Origin of the sequence: Saccharopolyspora sp. NPDC050389, assembly GCF_040655595.1 — a bacterium.
Classification (GTDB): domain Bacteria; phylum Actinomycetota; class Actinomycetes; order Mycobacteriales; family Pseudonocardiaceae; genus Saccharopolyspora.
In genome coordinates, this window is sequence record NZ_JBFAKG010000058.1 from 37,071 (window position 1) to 60,784 (window position 23,714).

The 23,714-nt window shown below is 69.8% G+C and carries 21 protein-coding genes; 11 read left to right on the top strand and 10 right to left on the bottom strand.

Going from position 1 to position 23,714, the window contains the following annotated elements:
- Positions 1–36: 36 nt before the first annotated feature.
- The gene (locus AB0I53_RS31720; protein ID WP_358611160.1) at positions 37–1,011 is read right to left on the bottom strand and encodes a R2-like ligand-binding oxidase; all 975 of its coding nucleotides are present in this window, start codon (positions 1,009–1,011) and stop codon (positions 37–39) included.
- A gap of 109 nt (positions 1,012–1,120) precedes the next feature.
- Between AB0I53_RS31720 and AB0I53_RS31725 the strand changes: the two genes are divergently transcribed.
- Positions 1,121–1,741, top strand: coding sequence for an HAD hydrolase-like protein (locus AB0I53_RS31725; RefSeq protein ID WP_358611163.1), 621 nt, complete (start codon positions 1,121–1,123; stop codon positions 1,739–1,741).
- Between the two features lies 1 nt (position 1,742).
- Here the strand turns inward: AB0I53_RS31725 and AB0I53_RS31730 are convergent, their stop codons facing one another.
- Positions 1,743–1,949 carry a hypothetical protein gene (locus AB0I53_RS31730; RefSeq protein ID WP_358611166.1) on the bottom strand — a complete coding sequence of 69 codons (207 nt, stop codon included), beginning with the start codon at positions 1,947–1,949 and terminating at the stop codon, positions 1,743–1,745.
- Positions 1,950–2,192: 243 nt separating this feature from the next.
- Between AB0I53_RS31730 and AB0I53_RS31735 the strand changes: the two genes are divergently transcribed.
- The 4 genes from AB0I53_RS31735 to AB0I53_RS31750 all read left to right on the top strand — a co-directional run bounded on the left by AB0I53_RS31735 (position 2,193) and on the right by AB0I53_RS31750 (position 5,767).
- Entirely contained in the window at positions 2,193–2,585 is a 393-nt protein-coding gene (locus AB0I53_RS31735) for a cold-shock protein (protein WP_358611169.1), read from the top strand.
- Positions 2,586–2,706: 121 nt separating this feature from the next.
- Entirely contained in the window at positions 2,707–4,134 is a 1,428-nt protein-coding gene (locus tag AB0I53_RS31740) for a serine hydrolase domain-containing protein (RefSeq protein WP_358611172.1), read from the top strand.
- Positions 4,131–5,117 (top strand): histidine kinase, encoded by a 987-nt coding sequence (locus AB0I53_RS31745; RefSeq protein WP_358611175.1) that lies wholly within the window; start codon positions 4,131–4,133, stop codon positions 5,115–5,117. Before AB0I53_RS31740 ends, AB0I53_RS31745 begins: the two co-directional genes overlap by 4 nt.
- Complete coding sequence (locus tag AB0I53_RS31750) at positions 5,114–5,767, top strand: response regulator transcription factor (RefSeq protein WP_358611177.1); 654 nt, start codon at positions 5,114–5,116, stop codon at positions 5,765–5,767. Before AB0I53_RS31745 ends, AB0I53_RS31750 begins: the two co-directional genes overlap by 4 nt.
- Positions 5,768–5,835: 68 nt before the next feature.
- Here AB0I53_RS31750 and AB0I53_RS31755 read toward each other — a convergent pair whose 3' ends face one another.
- The 4 genes from AB0I53_RS31755 to AB0I53_RS31770 form a co-directional block, all read right to left on the bottom strand.
- Positions 5,836–6,312, bottom strand: coding sequence for a DUF2771 family protein (locus AB0I53_RS31755; protein WP_358611180.1), 477 nt, complete (start codon positions 6,310–6,312; stop codon positions 5,836–5,838).
- A 9-nt stretch (positions 6,313–6,321) separates the two neighbouring features.
- A complete protein-coding gene (locus AB0I53_RS31760; protein ID WP_358611183.1) occupies positions 6,322–8,004 on the bottom strand; it encodes an MFS transporter in 1,683 nt (560 codons plus the stop codon).
- Positions 8,005–8,432: 428 nt separating this feature from the next.
- Positions 8,433–9,182: a hypothetical protein gene (locus AB0I53_RS31765; protein ID WP_358611186.1), complete on the bottom strand. Its 750-nt coding sequence runs from the start codon at positions 9,180–9,182 to the stop codon at positions 8,433–8,435.
- 19 nt (positions 9,183–9,201) lie between these two features.
- Positions 9,202–10,020: a glutaminyl-peptide cyclotransferase gene (locus AB0I53_RS31770; RefSeq protein ID WP_358611188.1), complete on the bottom strand. Its 819-nt coding sequence runs from the start codon at positions 10,018–10,020 to the stop codon at positions 9,202–9,204.
- Between AB0I53_RS31770 and AB0I53_RS31775 the strand changes: the two genes are divergently transcribed.
- Positions 9,949–10,962 (top strand): DUF3027 domain-containing protein, encoded by a 1,014-nt coding sequence (locus AB0I53_RS31775; RefSeq protein WP_358611191.1) that lies wholly within the window; start codon positions 9,949–9,951, stop codon positions 10,960–10,962. The two genes, AB0I53_RS31770 and AB0I53_RS31775, sit on opposite strands and share 72 nt — an antisense overlap.
- Positions 10,959–13,937 (top strand): ATP-binding protein, encoded by a 2,979-nt coding sequence (locus AB0I53_RS31780; RefSeq protein WP_358611194.1) that lies wholly within the window; start codon positions 10,959–10,961, stop codon positions 13,935–13,937. The genes AB0I53_RS31775 and AB0I53_RS31780 overlap by 4 nt, the downstream gene beginning before the upstream one ends.
- A 5-nt stretch (positions 13,938–13,942) precedes the next feature.
- Here the strand turns inward: AB0I53_RS31780 and AB0I53_RS31785 are convergent, their stop codons facing one another.
- The gene (locus AB0I53_RS31785) at positions 13,943–14,131 is read right to left on the bottom strand and encodes a DUF397 domain-containing protein (RefSeq protein ID WP_358611197.1); all 189 of its coding nucleotides are present in this window, start codon (positions 14,129–14,131) and stop codon (positions 13,943–13,945) included.
- Positions 14,115–14,966, bottom strand: coding sequence for a helix-turn-helix transcriptional regulator (locus AB0I53_RS31790; RefSeq protein WP_358611200.1), 852 nt, complete (start codon positions 14,964–14,966; stop codon positions 14,115–14,117). Before AB0I53_RS31790 ends, AB0I53_RS31785 begins: the two co-directional genes overlap by 17 nt.
- 115 nt (positions 14,967–15,081) lie before the next feature.
- On the opposite strand from AB0I53_RS31790, the gene AB0I53_RS31795 reads away from it, so the two are divergent.
- The gene (locus AB0I53_RS31795; protein WP_358611203.1) at positions 15,082–15,306 is read left to right on the top strand and encodes a zinc finger protein; all 225 of its coding nucleotides are present in this window, start codon (positions 15,082–15,084) and stop codon (positions 15,304–15,306) included.
- Positions 15,307–15,389: 83 nt separating this feature from the next.
- A complete protein-coding gene (locus tag AB0I53_RS31800) occupies positions 15,390–15,665 on the top strand; it encodes a hypothetical protein (protein ID WP_358611206.1) in 276 nt (91 codons plus the stop codon).
- 181 nt (positions 15,666–15,846) lie between these two features.
- Here AB0I53_RS31800 and AB0I53_RS31805 read toward each other — a convergent pair whose 3' ends face one another.
- Both AB0I53_RS31805 and eccCa read right to left on the bottom strand, forming a co-directional pair.
- Positions 15,847–16,254: a hypothetical protein gene (locus AB0I53_RS31805; protein ID WP_358611209.1), complete on the bottom strand. Its 408-nt coding sequence runs from the start codon at positions 16,252–16,254 to the stop codon at positions 15,847–15,849.
- A 92-nt stretch (positions 16,255–16,346) separates the two neighbouring features.
- Positions 16,347–20,450, bottom strand: coding sequence for a type VII secretion protein EccCa (gene eccCa, locus AB0I53_RS31810; RefSeq protein WP_358611212.1), 4,104 nt, complete (start codon positions 20,448–20,450; stop codon positions 16,347–16,349).
- Between the two features lie 311 nt (positions 20,451–20,761).
- On the opposite strand from eccCa, the gene eccD reads away from it, so the two are divergent.
- Positions 20,762–22,201, top strand: coding sequence for a type VII secretion integral membrane protein EccD (gene eccD, locus AB0I53_RS31815; protein ID WP_358611215.1), 1,440 nt, complete (start codon positions 20,762–20,764; stop codon positions 22,199–22,201).
- A gap of 11 nt (positions 22,202–22,212) precedes the next feature.
- Positions 22,213–23,625: a type VII secretion-associated serine protease mycosin gene (gene mycP / locus AB0I53_RS31820; RefSeq protein ID WP_358611218.1), complete on the top strand. Its 1,413-nt coding sequence runs from the start codon at positions 22,213–22,215 to the stop codon at positions 23,623–23,625.
- Positions 23,626–23,714 lie beyond the last annotated feature (89 nt).

The window sequence follows — 23,714 nt, forward strand, 5'->3', positions numbered from 1 at the left end:
GGCGCCTTCGGCCGAAGGCGCCCCACTCGGCAGGAGTCAGCGCTTGGCGTCGAGCTTGGCGAATTCGGCGGCGTCTTCGGCGCCGAACTGGTCTTCCAGCTGCTCCGGGGAGGCGTCGACGTCGATCTGGGCCAGCGGCACGCCGCGGGCGCTGGAGATCGCGCCGAGGCGGCGGGTCGCGCGGTCCGAGGCGTAGGCCGTGAGCTCTTCCTTGTTCAGCTCGAAGGGCAGCACCTCGGGCGCGTCCTCCGGCTTCCACTCGACCTGGGCGATGGCGTGCGGCAGCAGCTTCGCCATCTGGTCCTGCACCACGTCCCAGTTGCGCTCGTCGGCGGCCACGTGGCGGCGGCAGGTGAACGTGCCCCACGCCATGTGGCGGCGCTCGTCGTCGCCGATGCGCCGGATGACCTGCTGCATGCCGGGCAGGATGCCGCGGCTGACGCAGATCTTGTGCCAGGCGTAGTAGCCGGTCAGGGCCAGCGTGCCCTCGACGACGTGGTTGTAGGTGACCGACGCGCGCACCTGGTTCTCCGGGCTCGGGTCGGCGTGCAGCGCGTGCAGCGATTCGGGCAGCGCCCGGTAGAAGATCTCGCGGTAGCCGGGGTTCTCTTCGACGAGCCCGTGCAGGTCGCCGGTGAGCCCGACGGCGTCCAGCCACAGCCGGAAGACCTGGGTGTGCTTGGCCTCTTCGAACACGAACTGCGTCAGGTACATCTCGTCGCCGAACCGGCCCTCGGCGGCCATCGCGGACACGAACGGCTGGAGGTCCTGCGTCACGGCTTCTTCGCCGGCGATGAACTGCGCGCACAGGCCCGCCACGCTGCGCTGCTCGGCCTCGTCGAGCCGCTGCCAGTCCTCGGCGTCCTTGCTGAAGTCGATGTCGGCGGGGTTCCAGAACTTGGCGTTGCCCTTGTTGAACAGCCGCAGCGGCAGCGAGTCCCAGTTCAGGCCGCTGGCCTTCAGTGAGTGGAAACCTTCGCGGTGGGCGGGGTGCGCGGTGGTGCTCGTCATTGAACGACTCCAGCTCGCCAAATTGTGAGGAACATTATGACCGTGATTTTCGATACTGCGCAGTTTCGAGTCAAGAGGGCGGGCGTCCCCCGAACGTAGGGTGGGGCGCGTGGCAGAACAGCGCAGCGTGCCGGTCGTCGGCTTCGACCTGGACATGACCCTGATCGATCCGCGACCGGGCATGGTGCGCGCGATCGAAGCCCTGAACGAGCAGTTCGCGCTGTCGCTGGACGGCGAGGCGTTCGCGGCGCACCTGGGGCCGCCGCTGGCCGACACGATGCGCGGCTACGGCTTCGACGAGCCGATGGTCGAGCGGCTGGTGGCCCACTTCCGCGAGATCTACCCGTCGGTGGTGGTCGGGCTGACCGAACCGCTGCCGGGCGCCGAGCTGGCGCTGAACGCGGTCCGCGAAGCGGGCGGGCGAACCCTGGTGATTACCGGGAAGTACGAGGCGAACGCGGCCCTGCACCTGAAGGCGTTCGGCTGGGAAGTCGACCGGCTCGCCGGTGACGTTTTCGCCGCCGCGAAGGGCGAAGTGCTGCGCGAGGAGGGCGCGACGATCTACGTGGGCGACCACCTCGGCGACGTCGTCGGCGCGAAGACCGCGGGCGCGGTCGCGGTCGGCGTGGCCACCGGTCCCTACGGCGTCGACGAGCTGGTGGAGGCCGGTGCCGACGTCGCGCTGCGCGATCTCACCGAGTTCCCGGCATGGCTCGCGCAGCGGGCCTGAATCAGCGCCTGCGGTTGCGCAGGACCGTGGCGATCACGCCGAAGATCAAGCCGGCCGGGCACAGCAGAGTCGCAAGGTTGAGCCAGACCGGCATGTTCTCGTAGCCGGCGGCGAACAGCGCGAAGATCACGACGATCGCCAGCAGGCCCAGCCCGAACATGATCATCGAAGCCGGGAGCACCGCGGACCTGGGCGTAGCAGCTGCCATGCTGAGCAGCGTATTCACGGACTGGGCCGAGTGACGCAGCGGGCCTTGGTCGATAAGGACGGGTGTTATCGGCTGGGTACGCGGTACGCTTGGTGTGACGCGTCCCGGCGCGCCCAACTGCGTGGCGTTTTCGGGGCGCTTTCGTCGTGCCGGGGCCGTTAGGTTCCGCTCGGCGGACAGCCAACAGGGACGACGAGGACCCGGAGACCGGGCCAGCACATTCGACAGGGAACGGTGAGGACAGTGCCGACCGGCAGGGTCAAGTGGTTCGACGCGGAGAAAGGCTTCGGCTTCCTGACCCAGGACGGTGGGGAGGACGTGTACGTGCGGTCCTCCGCGTTGCCGTCGGGTGTGGAGGCGCTCAAGACAGGCCAGCGCGTCGACTTCGACATGGCGCAGGGGCGCCGTGGCCCGCAGGCGCTCAAGGTCAAGCTGCTGGACCCGCTGCCCTCGGTGGTCGAGGCGCACCGCCGTTCCGCCGACGAGCTGCACGGCATGGTCGAGGACATGATCAAGCTCCTGGAGCTGAAGATCCAGCCCGACCTGCGCCGCGGCCGCTACCCGGACCGCAAGATGTCGAAGCGGATCGGCGAGGTCGTGCGCGCGGTAGCCAGGGAGCTCGACCCGGGCAACTGACGACATCAAGAGGGCCGGGCGCATCGCGAGGTGCGCCCGGTTCTTTTATGTCTTTCGTCAGGGGTGGTGGTGGTCGGTCGGCAGATCCGGCCGGGGTGTCCTGATCCATAGGTTCACCTGCATGAAAGCCAAGATCATCGCGCTCGCGGTGGCCCTCGGGGTCGCGATCGGCCCCGCCACCGCGCAGGCCGCGCCCGAACCGACCGCGGGGACCATCGACGACTACCTGACCCGCGCGCTGGAAACCACTGACATGCCCGGGTTCTCGGTGGTGGTCACCAAGCACGACAGGATCGTGCACGCCGCCGGTTACGGCCACGATTCCGACGGGCGGCCGGTCACGGCCGACACCCCGATGCGGGTCGCGTCGGTCAGCAAGTCGTTCACGGCCATGGCGGTCATGACCCTGGTCGACGCGGGCAAGATCGCGCTGGACCGGCCGGTCGTCGAGCAGCTGCCCGGGTTCGCCATGGCCGATCCGCGCTTCCGCGAGGTCACCGTCCGGCACCTGCTGAACCAGACTTCCGGTTTCTCCGACCGCACCATCGACATCAACTCGCTGGAGGAAGCGGGCTCGCTCGCCGAGTACACCTCGCGGCTGAGCACCGGCTCGCTGGCCGCCGAAGCGGGCACGCACTGGGAGTACTGCAACGTCAACTACGACCTGGCGGCCCGGCTCGTCGAGGTCGCCGGCGGCCAGACCTTTGATGACTACATGCAGCAGCACGTGTTCGGCCCTCTCGGGATGAGTCGCAGCGCGCTTCGCGATGAGGTCGTCCGGCCCGCCGACGGCTACAACTCGTTGTTCGGTGCGTGGTTCTCCCGCCCGGAGCTGCCCGGATTCCTCGACGGCAGCGGTGGTGGCGGCGTCATCACCACCGCCGCCGACATGGGGAAGTGGCTGATCGCGCAGGGCGGCCACGGGCGTCAGCTCGTCGCGCTGGAGAGCCTGCGCGCCATGCACAGCCCTTCCGACGTGCACGAATACGGCATGGGCTGGGGTGTTGAGAAGCCCGCCGACGGCCCGGAAAGGCTGGTGCACGACGGGAACCTGTTCACCTACGCGGCGACGGAGATGATCATCCCGGAGACCGGTTACGGCTTCGCCGTCATGACCAACAACGCTTCCCTCAACGGCGACTACTACGACATCCTCACCGGGCTGGTGGCGCTGAGCGAGGGGAAGACGCCCGAAGCTCCCGGCGGCGCGCGGCAGCAGTTCGAGCTGGTGCTTGGCCTGATCGGGCTGGCGGCCGTGGGGCTGGGCGTGCTCGGCGCGGTGCGTTCTCGTCGCTGGGCGGCCAAGCGCGCCGGGCGGCCGGTTTGGCGGATCGCGTTGCGGCTGGTGCCGGTGCTGGTCCCGGTCGCGGTGTTCCTGGCCTACCCGAGCCTGATCTCGTTCATCAGCAACGGCCGCACGGTCACCTGGGCGCAGATGACGTACTTCCCGCTGCCCTTGACGGTCGTGCTCCTGGTCGCGGCGCTCGCAGGGCTCAGCACCGCGGTGTTCCGGCTGCTGAGGCTGCGCGCCGTAAGGTCGTCCGGGTGAGGAACGGCGCGGCTCTGCTGGTCATCGCCGGGGTTTGCGCGCTCGTCGGTTACGGGCTCGACGCCGAGGTGTGGCGGCTGCTGCTGCTCGTGGTGCTGGCCGTGGTGGGTTATCTCCACGGCCGGCACCTGCCGGTTCGCCGTGGCTGGGCCTGGCTCTCGGTCGCCGCGCTGGGCGGGGTCGTCGGCGCGGTCGTGGACTTCTGGGCCGGTTTCAGTTCCTTGCTGTGCCTGACCGTTTTCGTGGCCTTGCCGTGGCTGGCCGGTCAGTTCCGGCGGCAGCAGGCCGAGTTGATCGTCGCCGGTCAGCAGCGGGTCGAGCAGATGGAACGGGAGCAGGAGTTCGTCGCCGAGCGCGCGAGGCTGCGGGAACGCGCCCGGATCGCGGCGGACATGCACGACTCGCTCGGCCACGACCTGGCGCTGATCGCGCTGCGCGCCGGATCCCTCGAACTGGCCCCGGAAATGACCGACGCCAACCAGCTAGCGGCCGCCGAGCTGCGCGCCACGGCGGTCGCCGCCACCGACAGGCTCCGGCAGACGATCGGGATGCTGCGGGAGAACGGCACCCCGCGCGTCGAGCCGCCGGACGAGCCAGTGGAGGCGCTGGTCGACCGCGCGCGCAGCGCCGGGATGGCGGTGTCGCTGCTGCGCAGCGGCGAGCCGCTCGCGGTGGCGCCGGAGGTGGACCGTGCAGCGCACCGGGTGGTGCAGGAGGCGCTGACCAACGCCCCCCGCTACGCGCCCGGGGCCGAGGTGGCCGTGCGGGTCGAGCGAATTTCCAATGGTCTCAACGTCATCGTGCGAAACTCGGCCGTCGACGCGCCGCCGGTGCTCGACGGCGGAAACGGCAGCGGGCTGTTGGCGCTGGCCGAGCGTGTCCGGTTGCTCGGCGGCACCTTCCGCGCCGAATCCGGCGACGGCTTCACCGTGACCGCTCGGCTGCCCTGCCCGGCGATGCCCGCGACGAAGGAAGACGAATGATCCGCGTGCTGTTGGCCGACGACGAGGCCATGATCCGCGCCGGTGTCCGGTCGATCCTGACCACCGACCCGGAGATCGACGTGGTCGCCGAGGCAGAGGACGGGCGGCAGGCCATCGACCTGGCCGCCGAGCACCGCCCGGACGTCGTCCTGCTGGACATCCGGATGCCCCGGCTCGGCGGGCTCGCCGCCGCCGCGGAACTGGCCCGCGCGCAGCCGGAGGTCAAGGTCGTCGTGCTCACCACCTTCGACGAAGACGAGTTCGTGGCGCGGGCGCTCGGCGACGGAGCCCGCGGATTCCTGCTCAAGGCCGCCGATCCGCGGGAACTCCTCATCGGCGTTCGCGCCGTGGCAGACGGCGCGGCGTACCTGTCGCCCCGGATCGCGCACCGGGTGATCGCCGGGATGCGCGGCGGCCAGGCCACCCGGCGAAACGCCGCCCGCGACCGGGTGGCGACCCTGACCGCGCGGGAACGCGAGGTGCTGTCGCTGGTCGGCGCGGGACTGTCCAATCAGGACATCGCAGGACGGCTGTTCCTGGCCGAAGGCACCGTCAAGGCGCACGTCAGCACGATCCTGCAACGCCTGTCCGCGAACAACCGCGTCCAGGCCGCGATCACCGCGTACGAGGCCGGGCTGGTCGCCGACTGAAGGCCGCGGGCCTGCGACGAAAGTGGCCGGCGGGGCGCAACACCAGGGCCGGTGCGACCCGCCGGAGGTCACTGGTGGACGTTCAGGATCCAGCTGCCGCCGATGCCGAAGTCGACGCCGCCGTCGGCGCCGGGCGTCAGCACCGCCGAGAACTTCTGGACCTCCACGTGCTCCAACCGGCCGCCGTCCGGCGGCAGCTGCAGCGTGTAGGAGTGGCGCGAGTCGGGCGCGAAGACCTGGCTGCGGCCGTCCAGCTGCTCGCCGTTGAGCCCGCGGTAGATGAACACCACCTGCCACGGCGCCGCCGCGACCTCACCGGGAACCGAGATCTGCAGCGGATTGCGGTCGGGCACCCGCAGGTCGCCGACCGTGTTCTCCGACGGCGTCGCGCAGTTCTGGCCCGTCGCGTCGCAGTACTGGGCAGGGTTGACGGCCACCGAGTTCCCGTGGGAGTAGAAGGTGACCTGCGGTTCGCTGGGGGCGGCACAACCGGCGGCGAGCGCGATGCCCGCCACCGCCAGCAGCGGCTTCAGTCCACGATGCACGGTTCGAGCCTACGACCTGGTCCGTAATCGTGCGGTGGCCGGTGCGGCCCGGCGTGGGAAGCGCGGCAGCAGCGTGCCGCCGCGACCGGTCATGATCGTCTGCGTCAGCATCAGCGCCAGCGCGGCGGAGACCACTGCGAACCCGATCCAGTAGACCGGTGGCAGCAGGACGCCCAGCGCGCCGCCGAAGACCCAGCTGAGCTGCAAGATCGTCTCGGATCGGCCGAACGCCGAGGCCCGCGACTTCTCCGGCATGTCGTGCTGGATGACCGCGTCCAGGCAGACCTTGGCCAGGGCGCTGGCCGTCGCGCCCACCAGGCCGACCACCACCGCGAGCGGGAACCCGGCCAGCACGGTCGCGCAGACCGCGACGGCCAGCGCGCTGCCCAGGCAGGCGATGATCACCCGGTCCGGCTTGCCGAAGTGCATCTTCGAACCCAGCCCGTTGCCGAGGAAGCTGCCGATCCCGGCCGCGCCGCCGACCAGGCCGAGCAGCACCAGCTGCATGAACGGCTCGTGCTGCGTGCCCTGCTTGATCACGAACGCGGCGAACAGCGTCAGGAAGCCGGTCAGCAGCCGGATCCCGCCGTTGCCCCACAGCGCCACCACCACGTGCCCGCTCAGCGGAACCTTCTTGGTCTGCTCCGGGTTCGCGCCGATCGACGTCGGAACCTCGCCCTCGGTGCTCTCCACCCAGCCCGGGATCCGCAGGCACAGCCACACGCCGCCGGCGGCCATCGCGGCCATGAACCACAGCGCGCCCTCGGAGCCCAGCAGCCAGGCGAAGCCGGACGCGATCGCGCCGAAGATCCCGCCCGCGGCCATGCCGAACGCGGTCAACCGGGAGTTGGCCTTGGTCAGCGTGATCTGCGACGGCAGCACCCGCGGCGTCATCGCCGCCTTGAGCACGCCGAAGGACTTCGACAGCACCATGCAGCCCAGCGCAGCCGGGTAGAGCAGCCAGCTGTTGAAGTTCAGCGCCATCACGGCCGCGAGCAGCACGCGGATCGCGAACGACGCGGCGAGCGCGATGCGGCGGCCCTGCTGCAGCCGGTCCAGCGCCGGGCCGATCACCGGGGCGATCACCGCGAACGGCGCGACCGTGATCAGCAGGTAGAGCGCGACCTTGTCCTTGCTCTCGCCGGTGGCGGCGGAGAAGAACAGCGTGTTGGCCAGCGCGACCGCCATCGCGGCGTCCACCGCGTAGTTGCCCATCACGGCGTAGGTGAACTTCGCGAGCCCGGACCGGTCGGCGCCGTCGGCGTGCGCGAGCGAGAAGAACATCCGCATCGCGCGTTGCGTCAGGTCCCGGCTGCGCCACGCGGCGACCCGGGTGACCGTCAGCTTCCGGGGCGGTGCCGTGCCCCGAGGCTGCTCGGGTTCGGGCTCCTCCTCGGCCCGTCCGGGATGGTCTTCGGGCAGCGGCGGCAACCGCCGGCCGTGGCTGCGCGGCCGGTCGTAGTCCGGATCGTCCTCCCACGGATACCGCCGGTCGGCCTGCTGCTCGGCCCTGCTCGACGCCTCGAACCGGTGCTCGGCGCGCTGCGGCTCGTCGCGCTGCTCCGAGCCGTGCTCGCGCGGCGCCTCCCGGCCGCCTTCGGCGTACCAACCGCGCTTGCCGCGCTGCCCGGCGCCCCAGCCCGATCGGCCGCGCGAGGCGTCCGACCGCTGGTCATGGCGTCGCAAACCCATACCGTTCATCCTGCCTCACCCGCCTCCGGCCGTTCGGGCATCCACCGGATTTCGGTGGTCCCGCGAAATAAAGAGGACGGAACGGGCCCGCCAGATACACCTGGACACCATCGAGCGACATAAACGGCCCGAAATCACCCCGCCCGGGTGGCGAGAAGATTCGACGGGTCTCGAGTGTGGAGCGAACGGACCGTTCGCGCCGATAGGCAAGGTGAACAGGCCGTTCGCTCCATCCACCCAACACCGGCAGGTGTTGCCGGTTCGAGGTGAACGGACCGTTCGCGCCGATAGGCGAGGTGAACAGGCCGTTCACCTCGATAGCTAGGTGTGGACAGGCGGCTTCGCCGCTCCGCAGAGCGGAGCCCCACCACAACCCCGCGTCACCACATCCCGAACAAGCCGCTGTAGCGGCCCAGCACGACGCCTGTTCAGGCGGGAGTCAGGCGCCAGTAGCCGTAGGGGTTGAAGAAGATGTCCTCGTCGTCGTAGCGGTCGCACGTGTGCTGCCGCAGCAGCCAGCGCGGCGCGTCCTCGGTGAGCCGGAAGCCCTCGCCGTCGCGGATCTCCGCGGCCCGCGGCTCGGTCAGCAGGTAGCCCGCCAGGCCGTCGATCAGCTCCACCCACTCGCCGAGCCGGCTCTCGTCCAGCAGCCCCTCGGCCTCAAGCTCCACGTCGGGGACTCCGAGCAGGTGCATGCCGCAGGTGTAGAGCACCTCGCCGCTGTGGATCGGCCGCTTCACCCAGGCCTGGCGGAGGACATCGGGCTCGGCGGCGTCTTCGGCCAGCCCCAGCCACGTCGCCCGGCCGTGGGCGAGACCGCTGCTCTCGCTCTTGATCGCGGTGGCGCCGCAGCGTGCGAACAGCTCCGCCACCACCGCCAGCATCCGCTCGGAGATGAAGGAAGCGTGCTCCTGCCCGCCCTTCGCGAGCACGTACGCGACCGAGTCGTGCTGGTCGACCGCGTCCCAGTCGTCGTCGGTGAAGGTCAACTCCGCCAGGCAAGCCTCGAAAGCGTCGGGCATCCGCGGGTCGTGCCCGTGCTCCGAAGCCTCTCGATCCAGCTCGAACTGCGGCCCGCCGAACGCCCGGACGGCCCGCTCGACCACGTCGAAGTCCATGCCGGAACCGAGCACGCAGAGCACGTGCAGCGGCTCCACCAGGTGGTCTTGATCATCCATGCGCCGACCGTACTAACGATCACGCCGGGACGAAGCGAACTCGGAAAATCGTCGGCCAGTACTTGCCGGTGAGCAGGAATTCGTCGGTGCCGGGCACCGCGGCGATGCCGTTGAGCACGTCGGTGCCCGCCCGCTCCCAGGAGCTCAGCAGCCCGGACGCGTCCACCACCGCGGTCACCTGGCCGGTCGCCGGGTCGATGCGCAGGATCTCGTCGCTGCCCCAGACGTTGGCCCAGACCTGGTCGCCGACGCACTCCAGCTCGTTGAGCTCCTCCGCCGCCGATCCGCCGCGCCGCACGTCGACGCCGCCGACCGGCGCGAAGGTCGCCGGATCCCGGAAGGTCAGCCGGTCGCTGCCGTCGCTCATTACCAGCCGCGCCCCGTCGAAGCACAGGCCCCATCCCTCACCCGTGTACTCCACTCGGCGCAGCTCGTTCAGCGTCTCCCGATCTCGCTCCAGCGCAACCCCTTCCTGCCAGGTGAGCTGCCAGATACGGTCACCCGTGACGGTGATGCCCTCACCGAAGAGTTCGGCCGGGAGTCGGGTCTCGCGGCGCACTTCGCCGGTGGCGAGGTCGGTGGCGCGCAGCAGCGACGAACCGCGCAGGCCGGTGCCTTCGTAGAGGGTGCCGGCGGCGAGTTCGAGGCCCTGAGTGAATGAGGAGCGGTCGTGCGGGAGCACGGAGATCACCTCCGCTCGGAGGTGTGGCAGGCTTCCCGCGTGCCCAACGCCCTGATCGGTTTGCTCGCGGTCATCCTGGCCGTCGTGTTGCGCTGGTACCTGCGGCGTGCACGCCACCAACCCCAGCCCGATGGCGAGCACCCAGCCGCACAGCACACGTCCAGTCGGGAGGAGTCGCACCCCGAAAGCTTGACACGGGCGGCGGCGGCGGCGACCACGTACGGCACAATCGAGCATGTGACGCCTATGCCTGCTCCGATGACCAGCCCAGGCGCGGATGCCCCGTTCGAGGATGTCGGGCGGCCTGCGCCCGTGCCGCCGAACCCGGAGCTCGCCGCCGCCGAGGACGTCGCGCGAGCTGCGGCGGAGGACGAGGCGCGACCCGGAGAGGACCCGATCGGCTCGCCGGTGCTGACCCTGGACACCGAGGCCAACGCCTCGGTCGGGGCGCACGTCGGGATCGAAGCCGAGGGCCCGCACGCGGTCACGCACTACTTCGAGTCGAACTACCCGGGCTACGTCGGGTGGCGCTGGGCGGTCACGGTCGCCAGCGTCGGCCCGGGCGAGCCGGTGACGGTCAGCGAGGTCGTGCTGCTGCCCGGCCCGGACGCGTTGACCGCGCCGGACTGGGTGCCGTGGAACCAGCGGGTGCGCCCCGGCGACCTCGGCGCGGGTGACCTGCTGCCGACCACCGCGGACGACCCGCGGCTGGCGCCCGGCTACCTGACCAGCGACGACCCCGCGGTGGAAGAGGTCGCCCACGAGGTTGGCCTCGGCCGCAAGCGGGTGCTCAGCCTGGAGGGCCGGCTGGAGGCCGCCGACCGCTGGCACAGCGGCGACTTCGGGCCGGGCGCCGACATCGCCAAGTTGGCGCCGGGAGCCTGCGGCACCTGCGGTTTCTTCTTGAAGCTGGCGGGTTCGATGGGCGGCGCGTTCGGCGTCTGCGCCAACGAGCTCGCGCCCGCCGACGGCCGCGTGGTCAGCGTCGAGTTCGGCTGCGGCGCGCACTCGGAGGTCGAGGTGGACACCTCGTCGACGGTGCCGGTGGCCGAGGTCGTCTACGACGACGCCACCCTGGACTTCGAGCCGCGCGGGTGAGCGGAGCGGATCTGTTCGGTGCGGCCGAGCTGCGGCGGGCCGTGCTGCAGTCCTGGGAGTCTTCGCCGACTCGGTTCCGCGAGGACGCCAACGCCGAGGAGGACCTCAGGCTCGGCGGCTATCGCGACCGGTTGCTGGTCGAGCTCGCGCAGAACGCCGCGGACGCGGCGGGCGCCGACGGCGTGCTGCGGGTCGAACTCGTCGGCCGCGAGCTGCGCGTTGCGAACACTGGCGCTCCGCTGACCGCGGACGGCGTGGCAGGCCTGGCCTCGCTGCGCGCGTCGGCCAAGCGCGAGGGCGCCTCGGTCGGCCGGTTCGGCGTCGGGTTCGCCGCGGTGCTGGCGGTGTCCGACGAGCCGCAGATCTTGTCGAAGTCCGGTGGCGTGGCGTTTTCCGCGGAGCGGACCAGAGAAGCGGCGGCGGAGCTGCCTGGCCCGGCGGAGGAGCTGGCGGCGCGCGAAGGCGCGGTGCCGGTGCTGCGGCTGCCGTGGCCGGTCGCCGATGAGCCGCCGGCGGGCTTCGACACCGAGGTGCGGCTGCCGCTGCGTCCCGACGTGGTCGCGGACGCGCTGCTGGCGGCGTTCACCGACCAGGCCCCAGATCTGCTGATCGCGTTGCCCGCGCTGACCGAGATCCGGATCGGCGAGAAGACCTGGCGGCGCACGGACGAAGGCGCCGATCGACTGGTCGTGCACGGTCCGACCCGCAGCGACCGGTGGCTCGTGCACCGCGCGACGGGCACGTTGACTGAGACGGCGCTGGCCGGCCTGGGCGTCGAGGCCCGGCACGCCACGGAGTGGCGCGTGACCTGGGCGGTGCCGCTGGACGACGACGGCACGCCGATCCCGCTGGCCGAAGACGTGCTGCACGCGCCGACACCGACCGAGGAGCGGCTGTCGCTGCCTGCGCGGTTGCTGGCGAGCGTGCCGGTGGAGCCGGACCGGCGGCGGGTGGCGGCGTCGGCCGCCACGGACGCGGTCCTGACGTTCGCCGCCGAGTGCTATCCCGGGCTGGTCGAAAAGATCGCCGTGGAGCACCGGACGGCACTGGTGCCGCTGCCGGGCTTCCCGCTGTCCGATGTGGACGACAAGCTGCGCCAGGGCGTCAACGACCGGCTGCGAGTCGCGGCGTGGCTGCCCGCGGCGAACGGGAACCTGGTGGCGCCGCTGGAGTCCCGGGTCCTCGAATACATCTCGCCGGAGCTCGCCGAACTGCTCAAGGACGTGGTTCCGAGCCTGCTCACGGCGGAGCTGGCGGATGCCCGGCACCGCAGGTCGCTGCACGTGCTGGAGGTCCGGCGGCTCGCCGCGGCGGAGATCGTCGAAGCGGTCACCGGCCTGCAGCGCCCGCCGCACTGGTGGTACCGCCTCTACGACGCGCTGACTCCGATCGAGAGCGCGGATCCCGTGGCGCGCGAGGAGTTTTCCGCGCTGCCGGTGCCGCTGGCGGACGGCCGCACGGTGACGGGCGTGCGGGATGTCCTGCTCAGCCACCGAGACGCGGACCCGGACCCGGCGGCATTGCTGTCCACACTGGACATCTCGGGCCTGCGCATCGCGCACCCCGAAGCGACGCATCCGCTGCTGGAGAAGCTCGGCGCGCACCCGGCAGGCCCGTCGGAGCTGCTCGACGCCCCGTCGCTGGAGGAGGCGGTGCGCAGCAGCGTCTCCGACGCGCGAGCCGGAGCGGACGTGCGGCCGTTGGCGGAGGCGGTGTTGCGGCTGGCCGCGAGCGCGCAGCCGCGCGACTGGCTGGGCGCGCTGGCGCTGCCGGACGCGGACGGCGATTTCCGCCGCGCGGACGAGCTCCTGCTGCCCGACGCGGCGCTGCTGGAGGTCATCGACGCCGAATACATCGGCGAGGACGCGCCGCTCGCGGTGCTGGACGAGGGCTTCGCGGCCGACCGGCCCGCGGAACTGTTGCGGGCTATCGGCGTGCTGGACGACTTCGCGGTGCACGTCGAGGAAGACCCGGTCGAGGCGGACGACGACTTCCCGGACTCGCGCCACTGGTGGGCGGTGCAGGAATCCGCGCAGCCCGAGAACTGGCCGCCGGCCAGGTTCATGGGCATCCGCGACCTGGACCTGGTCGCCGACGACGCCTGGCCGGCGGCGATCCGCCTGCTGGTGCGGAACCCGGAAACCCTGCGCGCCCTGCGCGAACCGAACAGCTACTCGGCCTGGTGGATCGCGCGCTACGCGCTGCTGGAAGGCCAACCGCCCCGGCACTGGCGCCTCGCGGGTGCCGGAGAGCTGGCGGGCCTCTACGACGCGGCGCCCGACGTCGGACTCGACGACGAGCAGCTGAGGATCACGGGCGTGCGTGGTGAGCTCGTCATCGACGATTCCGACGATGCTGCGGACCTGCTGGAACGCCTCGGCGACCCGGATCGCGCAGTCCGCGCCGGAACGGCGCTGCGCGCGCACCAAGGGCTGGCGGACGCGGTCGCGTCCGGTGTCGTGGACCCGGCCGAGATCGATCTCCCGGAGATGGTGCGCTCGGTGTCGGGCGCGGTGGTCAGCACGGGGCGAGCGGTGGTGCTCGACGAGCCGTGGATGCTGGGCGTGCTGGAAGCGCCGCTGGTGATCGCGGGCGGCAGCCCGGACCAGTTCGACGCGGACTCCCTGGCGGAACTCCTGGATCTGCCGCTGGCATCGGAAGAGAACACGATGCAGGTGGTGGACGAGGGCCGAACCCAGAGCTGGCCGGAGGTGGCGCGCGTCCCGGCGGCGTGCGAGCTGCTGGGGATCACGGTGCCGACCGGCGAGGTCAAGCTCCACGACGTGCTGCGAGTCAGCGCGTCGACGGGGGAGCAGCGCGTGCACTGGTGGGTCGACAGGACGGGGAAGGTCCACGCGGAGCGAACCCCGGACGGCCTGGCCCGAGCCCTGGCCTGGGCATCGGGAGCCTGGCACGAGAGGTTCGCCCTAACGGCCCTGCTAGCGGACCCAGAAGCGGCAACCCTTCTGCGCTGAGCGCTTCACCCGAAGCGCTCAGCCTTGACGGCGGCTAAGAAAACGCCCCAAGCCTGCGGCCGGAAGCCCAAGGTCTCACCATCCCGATCCTTGGTGTCCCGAACCCCGACGACGTCAGGACCAGTCCCGACCTCGACACAGTTGCTTTCCTCGCCGCTGTAGCTGGACTTTCGCCAGTTAGTGATCGGAGACAAGGCGCTCCTCCATCTTCTTCGCCTGTGTAGCGATGAGCTTGGCAGATTCGGAAGGGCTCAACGCTGCTTTGGCCAGACTAGCCACGGACTCAACGAACGGGGAAGTCTCGGCCGGGTCGTCCAGGAACGCTCCAACACGCCGGTGCTCCAGATGGACGACCGTTCGTTGCCGGTGGAACTCCATGATCAACTGGTTGCCGTTCAGGGCAACGTGTGCACCCAGATCGAACGGGATTACCTGGATTTTGATGTGCGGCCGACGCGTCATGCGCTCGATGTGCCTGAGTTGATCTGCCATCACATCGGTACCTCCGACTGGACGATGCAGGACAGACTCATCGATGAGTGCGTGGAACTCCGCTGGCTTCTTTCCGGTTAGGACGGTCTGCCGGCCCATACGTAGGGAGACCCTGGATTCGACGTCGCTGTCCTTGAGTCCGCCAGCAAACATGATTGCTCGCGTGTAGTCGGCGATCTGAAGCAAGCCAGGTACAAGACCAAGCGACACGTCGGTGATTTTCGTTGCGCTCCGCTCGAACTCCAGCAGGGCAACCAGTTGCTGTGGCAGACCTGGGTTCCCCACTTCCCACCAGTGCGGCTTGTGTGCGTCCTCGGCGAGTTCAAGGATGCGCGTTCGCTTCTGCCCCTTGATGCCGAGTGTTCCCAGGATGATTGCTATCTCAGTTTCCGAAGGAACCTTGGCCCCGACCTCGATCCGGCCGAGGGTCGCCCTTGACCAATCACATTGTTCCGCTAGTTCCTCTAGTCGCAGGCCAGCTTCCTTTCGGAGCTTGCGAATCTCGGCGCCCAGCCCTCGTGAACGTGCAGTTGTCATATACCCACGCTATTTCAGGGCCTGAGATTGCGCCATTACACATAACGGTGAACCGACTTGATCGGAGATAGCTGGACCGGTCTCATCTGCTCAGAGACCAAAAAAGGAGGTCCGGATGTCCGACTACTTGACCTACGTCTGGCGCCCGGTCACGGGAGGCCGCCACGCATTCCCCATCACAGCAACGAAAACCCCTGCCGGTGTGCCGGTGGTGGCGTTCTGCGGGGCAGAGGCGGATGCAGTGGAGTTGCACGACAGGTCCGAAGTGGACTGGATCCGCGAGGACACCTGCATGGACTGCTGGCGGCGGATCACCGCTGGGTGGGCCACAGGCCCGTGAGTACTTGTTGCTGCTATAGCGACACAAAGTACACGCGGGTCCTGACCAGCAAAAACAGCAACTTCAACGGTAGGGAGAAATCGATGTTCTGGATTCAGCTCAGCACGTTCGTCCTGTTCAACCTGCTGATCCTCGCCCTGCTCACCACCCAGCTCCCCGCACGCGCCATCGCCTTCACCACAGGCCAGCACGCCGGAAGTGGCGAAGGCGCTTACACGGTCTGGCACCTCATAGCCGACATCGAAGCCGAAACCCACACCGGCGAAGACCCGGCGGAAAAAGAACATCCCGACATACCACCGGGATTCCCCACTGCCGACCCTGATGAGCCCACCGGGCGGCACCACCTGCGCACGTAAACGCTCGTGAGTGCTCACTCCGGTTCTTACCGGAACCAGCACTCACGAGGCCCCACCTCCCCAAGCCGGGCCGGTGCGGTGACCTCCCCGACCTCCGCCGCACCGGCCCACCCCGGTGACCGGGCGCGACACGCCCCCCGCCCCACGCGCCCGGTCATCGGCTAGAACCCACCGCGCGCTGTCACCAGGTCTGCGCTTCGGCCGGCAGGCTTCGGGCGCGTGCGGCCGTGGCCTGGCGCGGTTCGGAGCGCGTCGGCGTCTCGGAGCGCGTCGGCATCTCGGGGACGTCGATGCTGGTTTTCACGGGGATGTTCGGTAGGCGTGTTTCGGACTGGGGCGCCGGCTGTTCCTCCGGTTCCGGCTCCACGTAGAACCACGCGACCACTTCGCCGTCCGGCTTCAACTCCACCTTGGTGATGACGCCGTTCGCCCCGATGTCCTGGCGCACGTGGTGCACCCAGTCGCGCAGTGGTCGCAGGTTCCGGCCGGCCCCTTCACCGCGGGCGTACTCCCGGAGCAGTTCCTCGTCCTCGGCCTTGCGGCGGGCAAGACGCTCGCTCCAGCCAACGGGCTTGATGAACCCGCTCATACCGTCACCTCACACCTCGTCAAGGTCCGCACTTCGGAACAAAAAGCCTCCCCTGCCCGGAGGCAGGGGAGGCTCTTCGCGCTAGCCGATCGTCACTCCGGCTGGAGGAACGCGGTCTGGATCATCTGCGGCCCGCCGCGCAGGCTGCGGCTGACCAGCGTGCCTCGACCAGGCGGCAACTGCCGCGACCTGATGTTGGCCACCAGCTGACCATCGTCCTTGTTCGCGCTCATCGCCAGACCCGGCGACGAGGTCTCCCGCATCTTGCCGATGAGCGGCTCGTACAGGGCACGGCTGGCGCCACCGGAGTTGCGCACCAGCGCGATGTGCAGACCCACGTCGTTGGCCTGCGGCACGAACTCCGCCAGCGGCGCGAGCGGGTTGTTGCCCTGCGGAGCGACCAGCTCGTAGTCGTCGACGATGACGAACAGCTCCGGGCCCTTCCACCAGGAGCGGTTGCGCAACTGCTCCTGCGTGACGTCCGGTCCCGGCAGCCGCTTCTTCAACGACCCGCAGATGTCCTTGACATCGCCCTTCAGCTGGTCCGCGTTGACCACGTAGTCCAGCTTGTGCGAGTCCGGCAGGACGCCGAGCAGGCTGCGTCGGTAGTCGACCAGCATGATCAGCGCTTCCTTCGGGCTGTACCGCTCGGTGATGCCGCGGACGATGGTCCGCAGCAGCGCCGTCTTGCCCGACTCCCGCTCGCCGAACGCGTAGAAGTTCGGCTCGGCGTTGAAGTCCAGGTACACCGGGTGCAGGCCGTCCTCGTTGATGCCGATCGGCACCAGCTTCGGGTTCGGCTGCTGCTCCGGACGCGGCAACTGCTGGAACGGCAGCAGATCCGGCAGCAGGCGCACCTGCGGCGCCGGACGCCCCTTCCACGAGCTCTTGACCCGGTTGACCAGGTCGGCGACGCCGTCGGGGAGGTCGTCGTTGTACAGCTCCCAGCCCATCCGAGGAGCGCGGACCTCCTTGCCCTCCTCGATGTCCCGCTTGACCTGCTCGATCTCCGCCTCGACGCGGTCACCGATGGTCTCGCTGTCCACACGGGGCAGGGCGGTCAGGAAGTGCAGCTTGGTGCCGTGCATACCGCGGCCCGGCCGGCCCGGTGGCACCTTCACCGCGAACTTGCGGTCGATCTCCGACTCGCTCGGGTCACCGAGGCGCAACTCGATGCGGGTCTGCATCAGGTCCTTCATCGCCGGGCGGATCTCCGCCCAGCGCGCCGCGGTGACGATCACGTGCACGCCGTAGGCCAGGCCGTTGGCCGCCAAGCCCAGCACGTCCTGCTCCAGCGCCTCGAATTCCTCGCGGAACGTCCGCCACCCGTCGATGATCAGGAACGCGTCGCCGAACGGGTCGTCCTCGAACTCACCGCGCCGCTTCCGGTTGCGGTAGTCGTTCATGTTCTCGACGCCGTGCTGCTGGAACCGGCCTTCGCGCTCGGCCAGCATCGTCTTCAGCTCCGCGATCGTCCGCCGGACCATGTCCACATCGCGCCGCGTGCCGTAGCCGCCCATGTGCGGCAGGCCCCGCAGCGCGCCGATCGAACCACCACCGAGGTCGATGCAGTAGAACTGCGCTTCCTGCGGGGTGTGCGTCAGCGCCATCGAGGTGATCAGCGCACGCACCGTGTTCGACTTGCCGGCACCGACACCACCGACGAGCGCGCCGTGACCACCCTGACCGCCCAGGTCCACCACCATCGGGTCCTGCCGCTGGTGGTACGGGACGTCGATCAGGCCGACCGGCACCTGGAGCCGTCCGCTGCCCGAGTAGCCCGCGGCCGTGTAGCCGCGGTCGTCGGTCTGCTGCAGCGGCGGCAGCAGGGCGTCCAAAGTGGGCGGTGTGTCCAGCGGCGGCAGCCACACCGCGTGCGCCGGCGGGCCCTGGCCGCGGATCTTGTCGATGATGACCTGGAAGTCGGTCGGCGCGAGGTCGTCCTTCTGCTCCTTGACCTCCTCGACGACGGGCTTCTCCGGCTCCGGCGGCTTCTCGATGTAGTCCGGGATGAACTCCCGGGGCATCTTGTCGCCGGTGACCGGCGACGCGCCGCCCTTCAACGTCGGGCGGCGGCCGCTGGTCTGGTGCATGTGCCCGGACACGAACGCGGCGCGGAACCGCTCCATGCCGTTGGGGTGCTTCAGGTAACCGTGACCACCGGTGGCGGGCAGGTCGGCGGCGTCCGGAACACCGATCGCCGCGCGGGAGTCCGCCGCGTTGAAGGTCTTCAGACCGATCCGGTAGGAGAGGTGCGTGTCCAGGCCGCGCAGCTTGCCCTCTTCCAGCCGCTGGGAGGCCAGCAGCAGGTGGACCTGCAGCGAACGGCCCAGTCGGCCGATCATCACGAACAGCTCGGCGAAGTCCGGCTGCTGCGACAGCAGCTCGGAGAACTCGTCGATGACCACGAACAGCGCGGGCAGCGGCTCGGCGCAGCGCTCGTCGCCGGCCTCGCCCATCTTCCGGTAGTCCCAGACGTTCTTCGCGCCCGCCTTGTTCAGGATTTCCTGGCGGCGGTTCATCTCACCGGCCAGGGCGTCCTGCATGCGGTCGATCAGCGAGCCGTCGCCCTCCAGGTTCGAGATCGACGCCGACACGTGCGGCGCGGGCTCGAAGCCGTTGAACGTCGCACCACCCTTGAAGTCGACGACCACGAAGTTCAGCATCGACGACGAGTGGGTGGCCATCAGGCCCAGCACGATGGTGCGCAGGAACTCGGACTTACCGGAACCGGTCGAACCGATGCACAGCCCGTGCGGGCCCATGCCGCCGGAGGCGGTCTCCTTGATGTCCAGGTGCACGATCTCGCCCTGTTCACCAGGGCCGATCGCGACGCGGTACAGGTCGTCGCGCGCCCGGGGCCGCCACGCCTCGTTGAGGTCGAAGGTGACGACGTCACCGGCCAGCCCCAACTGCTCGATGTAGTTCAGCGGCGTGGTCAGCGGCTCGTAGCCGCCGCTGTCGGCGTCGGAGGCGGAAACGCCGCCGGCGACCCGGTACGGGGCCAGCTGGCGGGCCAGCGAGGTGGCCTCCTCCATGGTCAGCGAGTCCGGGCTACCGAACCACTCCACACCGGACCCGCCGCGGGCACCGATGCGGTCCTCCTCGACGACCATCCGCATGCCGCGGCGCGCGGTGAGCTGCCCGAGCAGGTCGGACAGGTCGATCATGGTGACGCCGGCCAGGCCGCCCTCGACGTAGAGCGCCTCTTCGCGGCTGATCTCGGCGTCATCGATGATGATCACGATGTGCGGCTGGCCGTCCGGCGGCGCGGCGTTGCGCTGGAACCGCGGCCGATCGGCGAGCTGCTCGGCGAGCATCTGCTCGAGAGTGCCCAGCGAACCGGCCATCAACCGCATCTGGCCGATGCCGTCGGTCTCGGTCGGGTGCTGGGCGTGCGGCAACCACTTCACCCAGTCCCACTCCGTGCGCGCGCGGCCGCTGCTGGCGACCGCGATCATCACGTCGTCGGGGGTGTGGAAGGTGGCCAGCTGGCACACCAGCGCGCGGGCCAGGCCGCGCACCAACTCCCGCTCGCCTTGCAGGCCGACGGCGGCGAAGCCGCGCAGCGACGTGGCGATCGGCAGTTCCGGCACCAGCGAGTGCGCCCGCACGAAGCGGCGCAGCGCCAGCGTGGTGATCGGCTCCAGCTCGTCGACGGGGCCGGTCTGCGGCGGCACCAGGCGGGTTTCCAGCCGCTGCGAACCGCGGCCGACCCGGACCTGGCAGAAGTCGTTGTCGTTGGGACGGCGTTCCCACATCCGCCGGCTGCCCGCGGCCAGCGACCACAGGGTCTGCGGGTCGGGGTGCACCCACTCGCGGGCCAGCCGCTGCTCGTCGGCCGCCTCCCGCGCGCGATCCCGCATCTGCCCGAGGTACCGCAGGTAGTCCTTGCGGTCCTCGTTCATCTCGGCCTTCTTCTGGCCGCCTTCCTTGCCGCCACCGGCCATCATCCCGAACGTTGAGATGAGCATCATCATCGGCATCATCATCATCATCGGGTTGTCCTTGGCCCGCTGGAGCATGAAGACCATCATCCCCAGCGAGGCGACGATCATGATGCCCGGCAAGACCTTCTGGACGATGTTGCCCGGGATGGTCCGCGGAATCTCCGGCGGTGGTTCGAGGTGCACCTCCCCGCCCGGTGGCCTGGGAGCGGCCAGGCGTGGCGTTCGCTTGAACTGCAGCGTGCTCACCGGACGCAACAACCTTTCCATGTAGTAACGGGCTTTCGCCTGCCACACTGTGCTCTCGAATGTCGCAGCCAGCATTCTGCATCGCTGCGGCACCGGCGGCGGCGGGGCGCGAGTCGGACGTGACCAACCAGATATGAAGTAGTTGGCACGAGTTCGACCAAACCTGTCACCCGCCGACGGTCGGTGTGGCCATACTAGGGGCGCTCTTCGACCGGGCGGGTGGGTTTCGGAAGAAAAACCGGCCTTGGTTGGATCGAGCCCAGCGACACAAATGAAGCAAGGCAATCAACCTCAGGGAGTAGGGGGCCCAAGTGGCGACCGGTACCACGGTATTCAGCCGCGTGACGGTGGTGGCGCCTACAACTCGCATCGACCTGGCGCTTCCCGCAGACGTAGCGGTGGCCGACCTGTTGCCGATGGTGCTGGACATGGCCCGCGGGATCACCCCGGACGGCGGCTCCCGGCACAGCGGCTGGTGCCTGGCCAAACTCGGGGAGAGCCAGCCCCTCGACCCGAGTCAGACGCTGTCCTCGCAGGGAATCGTGGACGGCGACATGTTGCAGCTGCGGCGCCGGGCGGACGACCCGCCGCCGCCGCTGTACGACGATGTCGTCGACGCGCTCGCGGAGGCCGAGCCGGGTAGCTACCGGCCGTGGACGAAGGAAACCGCGGCCAAGATCGGGCACGCGGCAGGCGCGCTGGCGCTCATCGGCGCGGCCGTTGCGCTCGGCCTGGCGGGCCCGGCGGGACTGCTGCATCCCACCATGGAGGGCACCGCGCCGATCGTCTACCAGATCGTGGCCGCCGTGACGGCGGTCGTGGTGGCGATCTTCTCGACCGGCGTCGGCTCGATCGTGACCCGCGCCTACGCGGCGCCCACCACCGGCACGGTGATCGCCGCCGCCGGTGGTCTGCCGATGGCGTTCGTCGCCGGCTTCAACATCGTGCCGGGCAACACGCTCGAGCCACGGTTGCTGCTGGCCAGCGCGCTGACGCTGATCTTCGCGTCGGTGTCGATCATGGTGATCGGCGCCGGCATCGTCACCTTCATCGCGGCCGCCACGGCGGCGGCGTTCGGCACCATCGCCTTCCTCGTCGCGACGCTGGTCGACGCCGCAACCACCGCGGGCATCGCCGCGGGCGCCGCGGCCGTCGGCCTCGCCGGCATCTCAATGCTGCCGCGCATCACCATCCAGCTCGCCAAGCTGCCGCTGCCGCACGTGCCGGGCAGCGCCGAGGACCTCAAGGAAGACACCGGGTTCCCGGACTACCGGATGATCGAGCGGCAGACCGGTCTGGCGCACCAGTACATGACCGGCCTGATCATCGGCTGCGGCGTAGTCGCGGCGCTCGGCTCGATCCTCGCGGCCGCGGCCAGCATCTGGGGCGCGGTGTTCGCCATCGTCGTCTCGGCGGTCCTGCTGCTGCGCGGGCGCAACTACGCCAACGGCAGCCAGGCCATCGCCCTGCTGCTGAGCGGTCTGCTCTCGTCGCTCGGCGTCACCGTCGGGCTGCTCGTGCAGGTCGCGCAGTGGCCGCTGGCCGTTGCCTGGGTGTTCCCGCCGCTGCTGCTGCTCGGCATCCTGTCGATCGTCTTCGGCGTGGTGTTCCCGAACCGCCGGTTCTCGCCGGTGCAGCGCCGCATGGTGGACATCCTGGAAGCCGTCCTGATCGCGCTGGTGCTGCCGCTGGCGCTGGCCGCCATGGACCTCTACATGTACATCCGCGACCTCAACCTGAACTTCTTCTGAGGGGCGGCGTGATGCGCTCTAGGCTCTTCCGCCCTCGCGGCGCGCTGCGCGGATTCGCGCTGCTCGCCGCGGCGGGCACGCTGGCGCTGGGCGGGCCGACGGCACCTGCGGTCGCGCAGACCGTCGGCCCACCGCGACTGGATCCGTCCAAAGTTGCCACCGGTGGCCTGACACCCCTGAACTACAAGCAGAAGCAAGGCTGCATGCGGGGCAACCCCGGCAACTCCCTGATCGAGGAGAAGCCGTGGAGCCAGCTGGTGCTCGGCTTCGAGCGGGCCCACGAGGAGGGCCTGAGCGGTGCCGGGCAGACGGTGGCCGTCATCGACACCGGCGTGAACGCCTCGCACCCGCGCCTGGATGGCAAGGTCATCAACGGCGGGAGCAGCGTTCCGGACGGCGGTGCAGACAAGGACTGCGACGGGCACGGCACGATCGTGGCCGGCATCATCGCCGCGAGCCCGGACCCCACCGGCCAGTCCGGCTATGTCGGGGTCGCGCCGGACGCCCAGATCCTGTCGCTCCGGCAGTCCTCCAAGCTGTGGGTCAACGAGGCCACCAACGCCACGATCGGCGACACCGAGACGATGGCGAGGGCGATCAACAACGCGGTGGACCGGAACGCGAGCGTCATCAACATCTCGCAGTCGTCCTGCCAGTCGATCACGCAGGCCAGCAACTACAACGACTACGGCAACCAGATGCTGCACAACGCGGTCAAGCGCGCTTACGAACGCAACGTCGTGGTCGTCGTAGCGGCCGGGAACGCCGGCGAGGCCTGCCAGAAGAACGCGTCCGGCAGCCCGACGACCGCGGTGCTGCCGGCCTGGTTCGACGAGTACGTGCTCACCGTCGCCTCGGTGAACCAGCAGGGTGCTCCGTCGGAGTTCACCGTGCCAGGCCCGTGGGTGGACGTGGCCGCGCCGGGCGAGAACCTGATCGCACTCGACCCCGGCGTCGGCGGCCAAGGACTGGCCAGCCAGATCGCCACGGGAGAGAACGGCCAGGCAGGCCCGATCCAGGGCACCAGCTTCGCCGCGCCGTACGTGGCCGGGCTGGCGGTGCTGGTCAAGGAGAAGTACGAACGCGAGAACCGGCCGCTGTCCGCCGGGCAGATCATGGACCGGATCAAGGAGACGTCGCTGCACCCGGGCGGCATCAACGGGCGCAACGACATCGTCGGCTACGGCATGGTCGACCCGGCCGCGGCGCTGGCGGACGTGGTGCCCGCCGAGTGGGGCAAGCAGGCGCCGCCGCCGAAGCCGACGAAGCTGGACGCGGACGTCATCCCGCAGAAGGACTTCCCGGCCCTGATCATCGCCCTGGGCGGTGCCGGAGCGGGAGTCGCGGCGATCATCTTCACGGCGTTCCTGATCAACGCGGTGCGAAGCGTCCGGGCGAGAGCCCGCGAGAACAGCAGCCGCTGAGCAGTACAGCGAAACGGCCCGGTGTCCACCTCGGACACCGGGCCGTTTCGTCGCTCGTGAGTGTTTTGGATCGCCATAGCGGTCCAAAA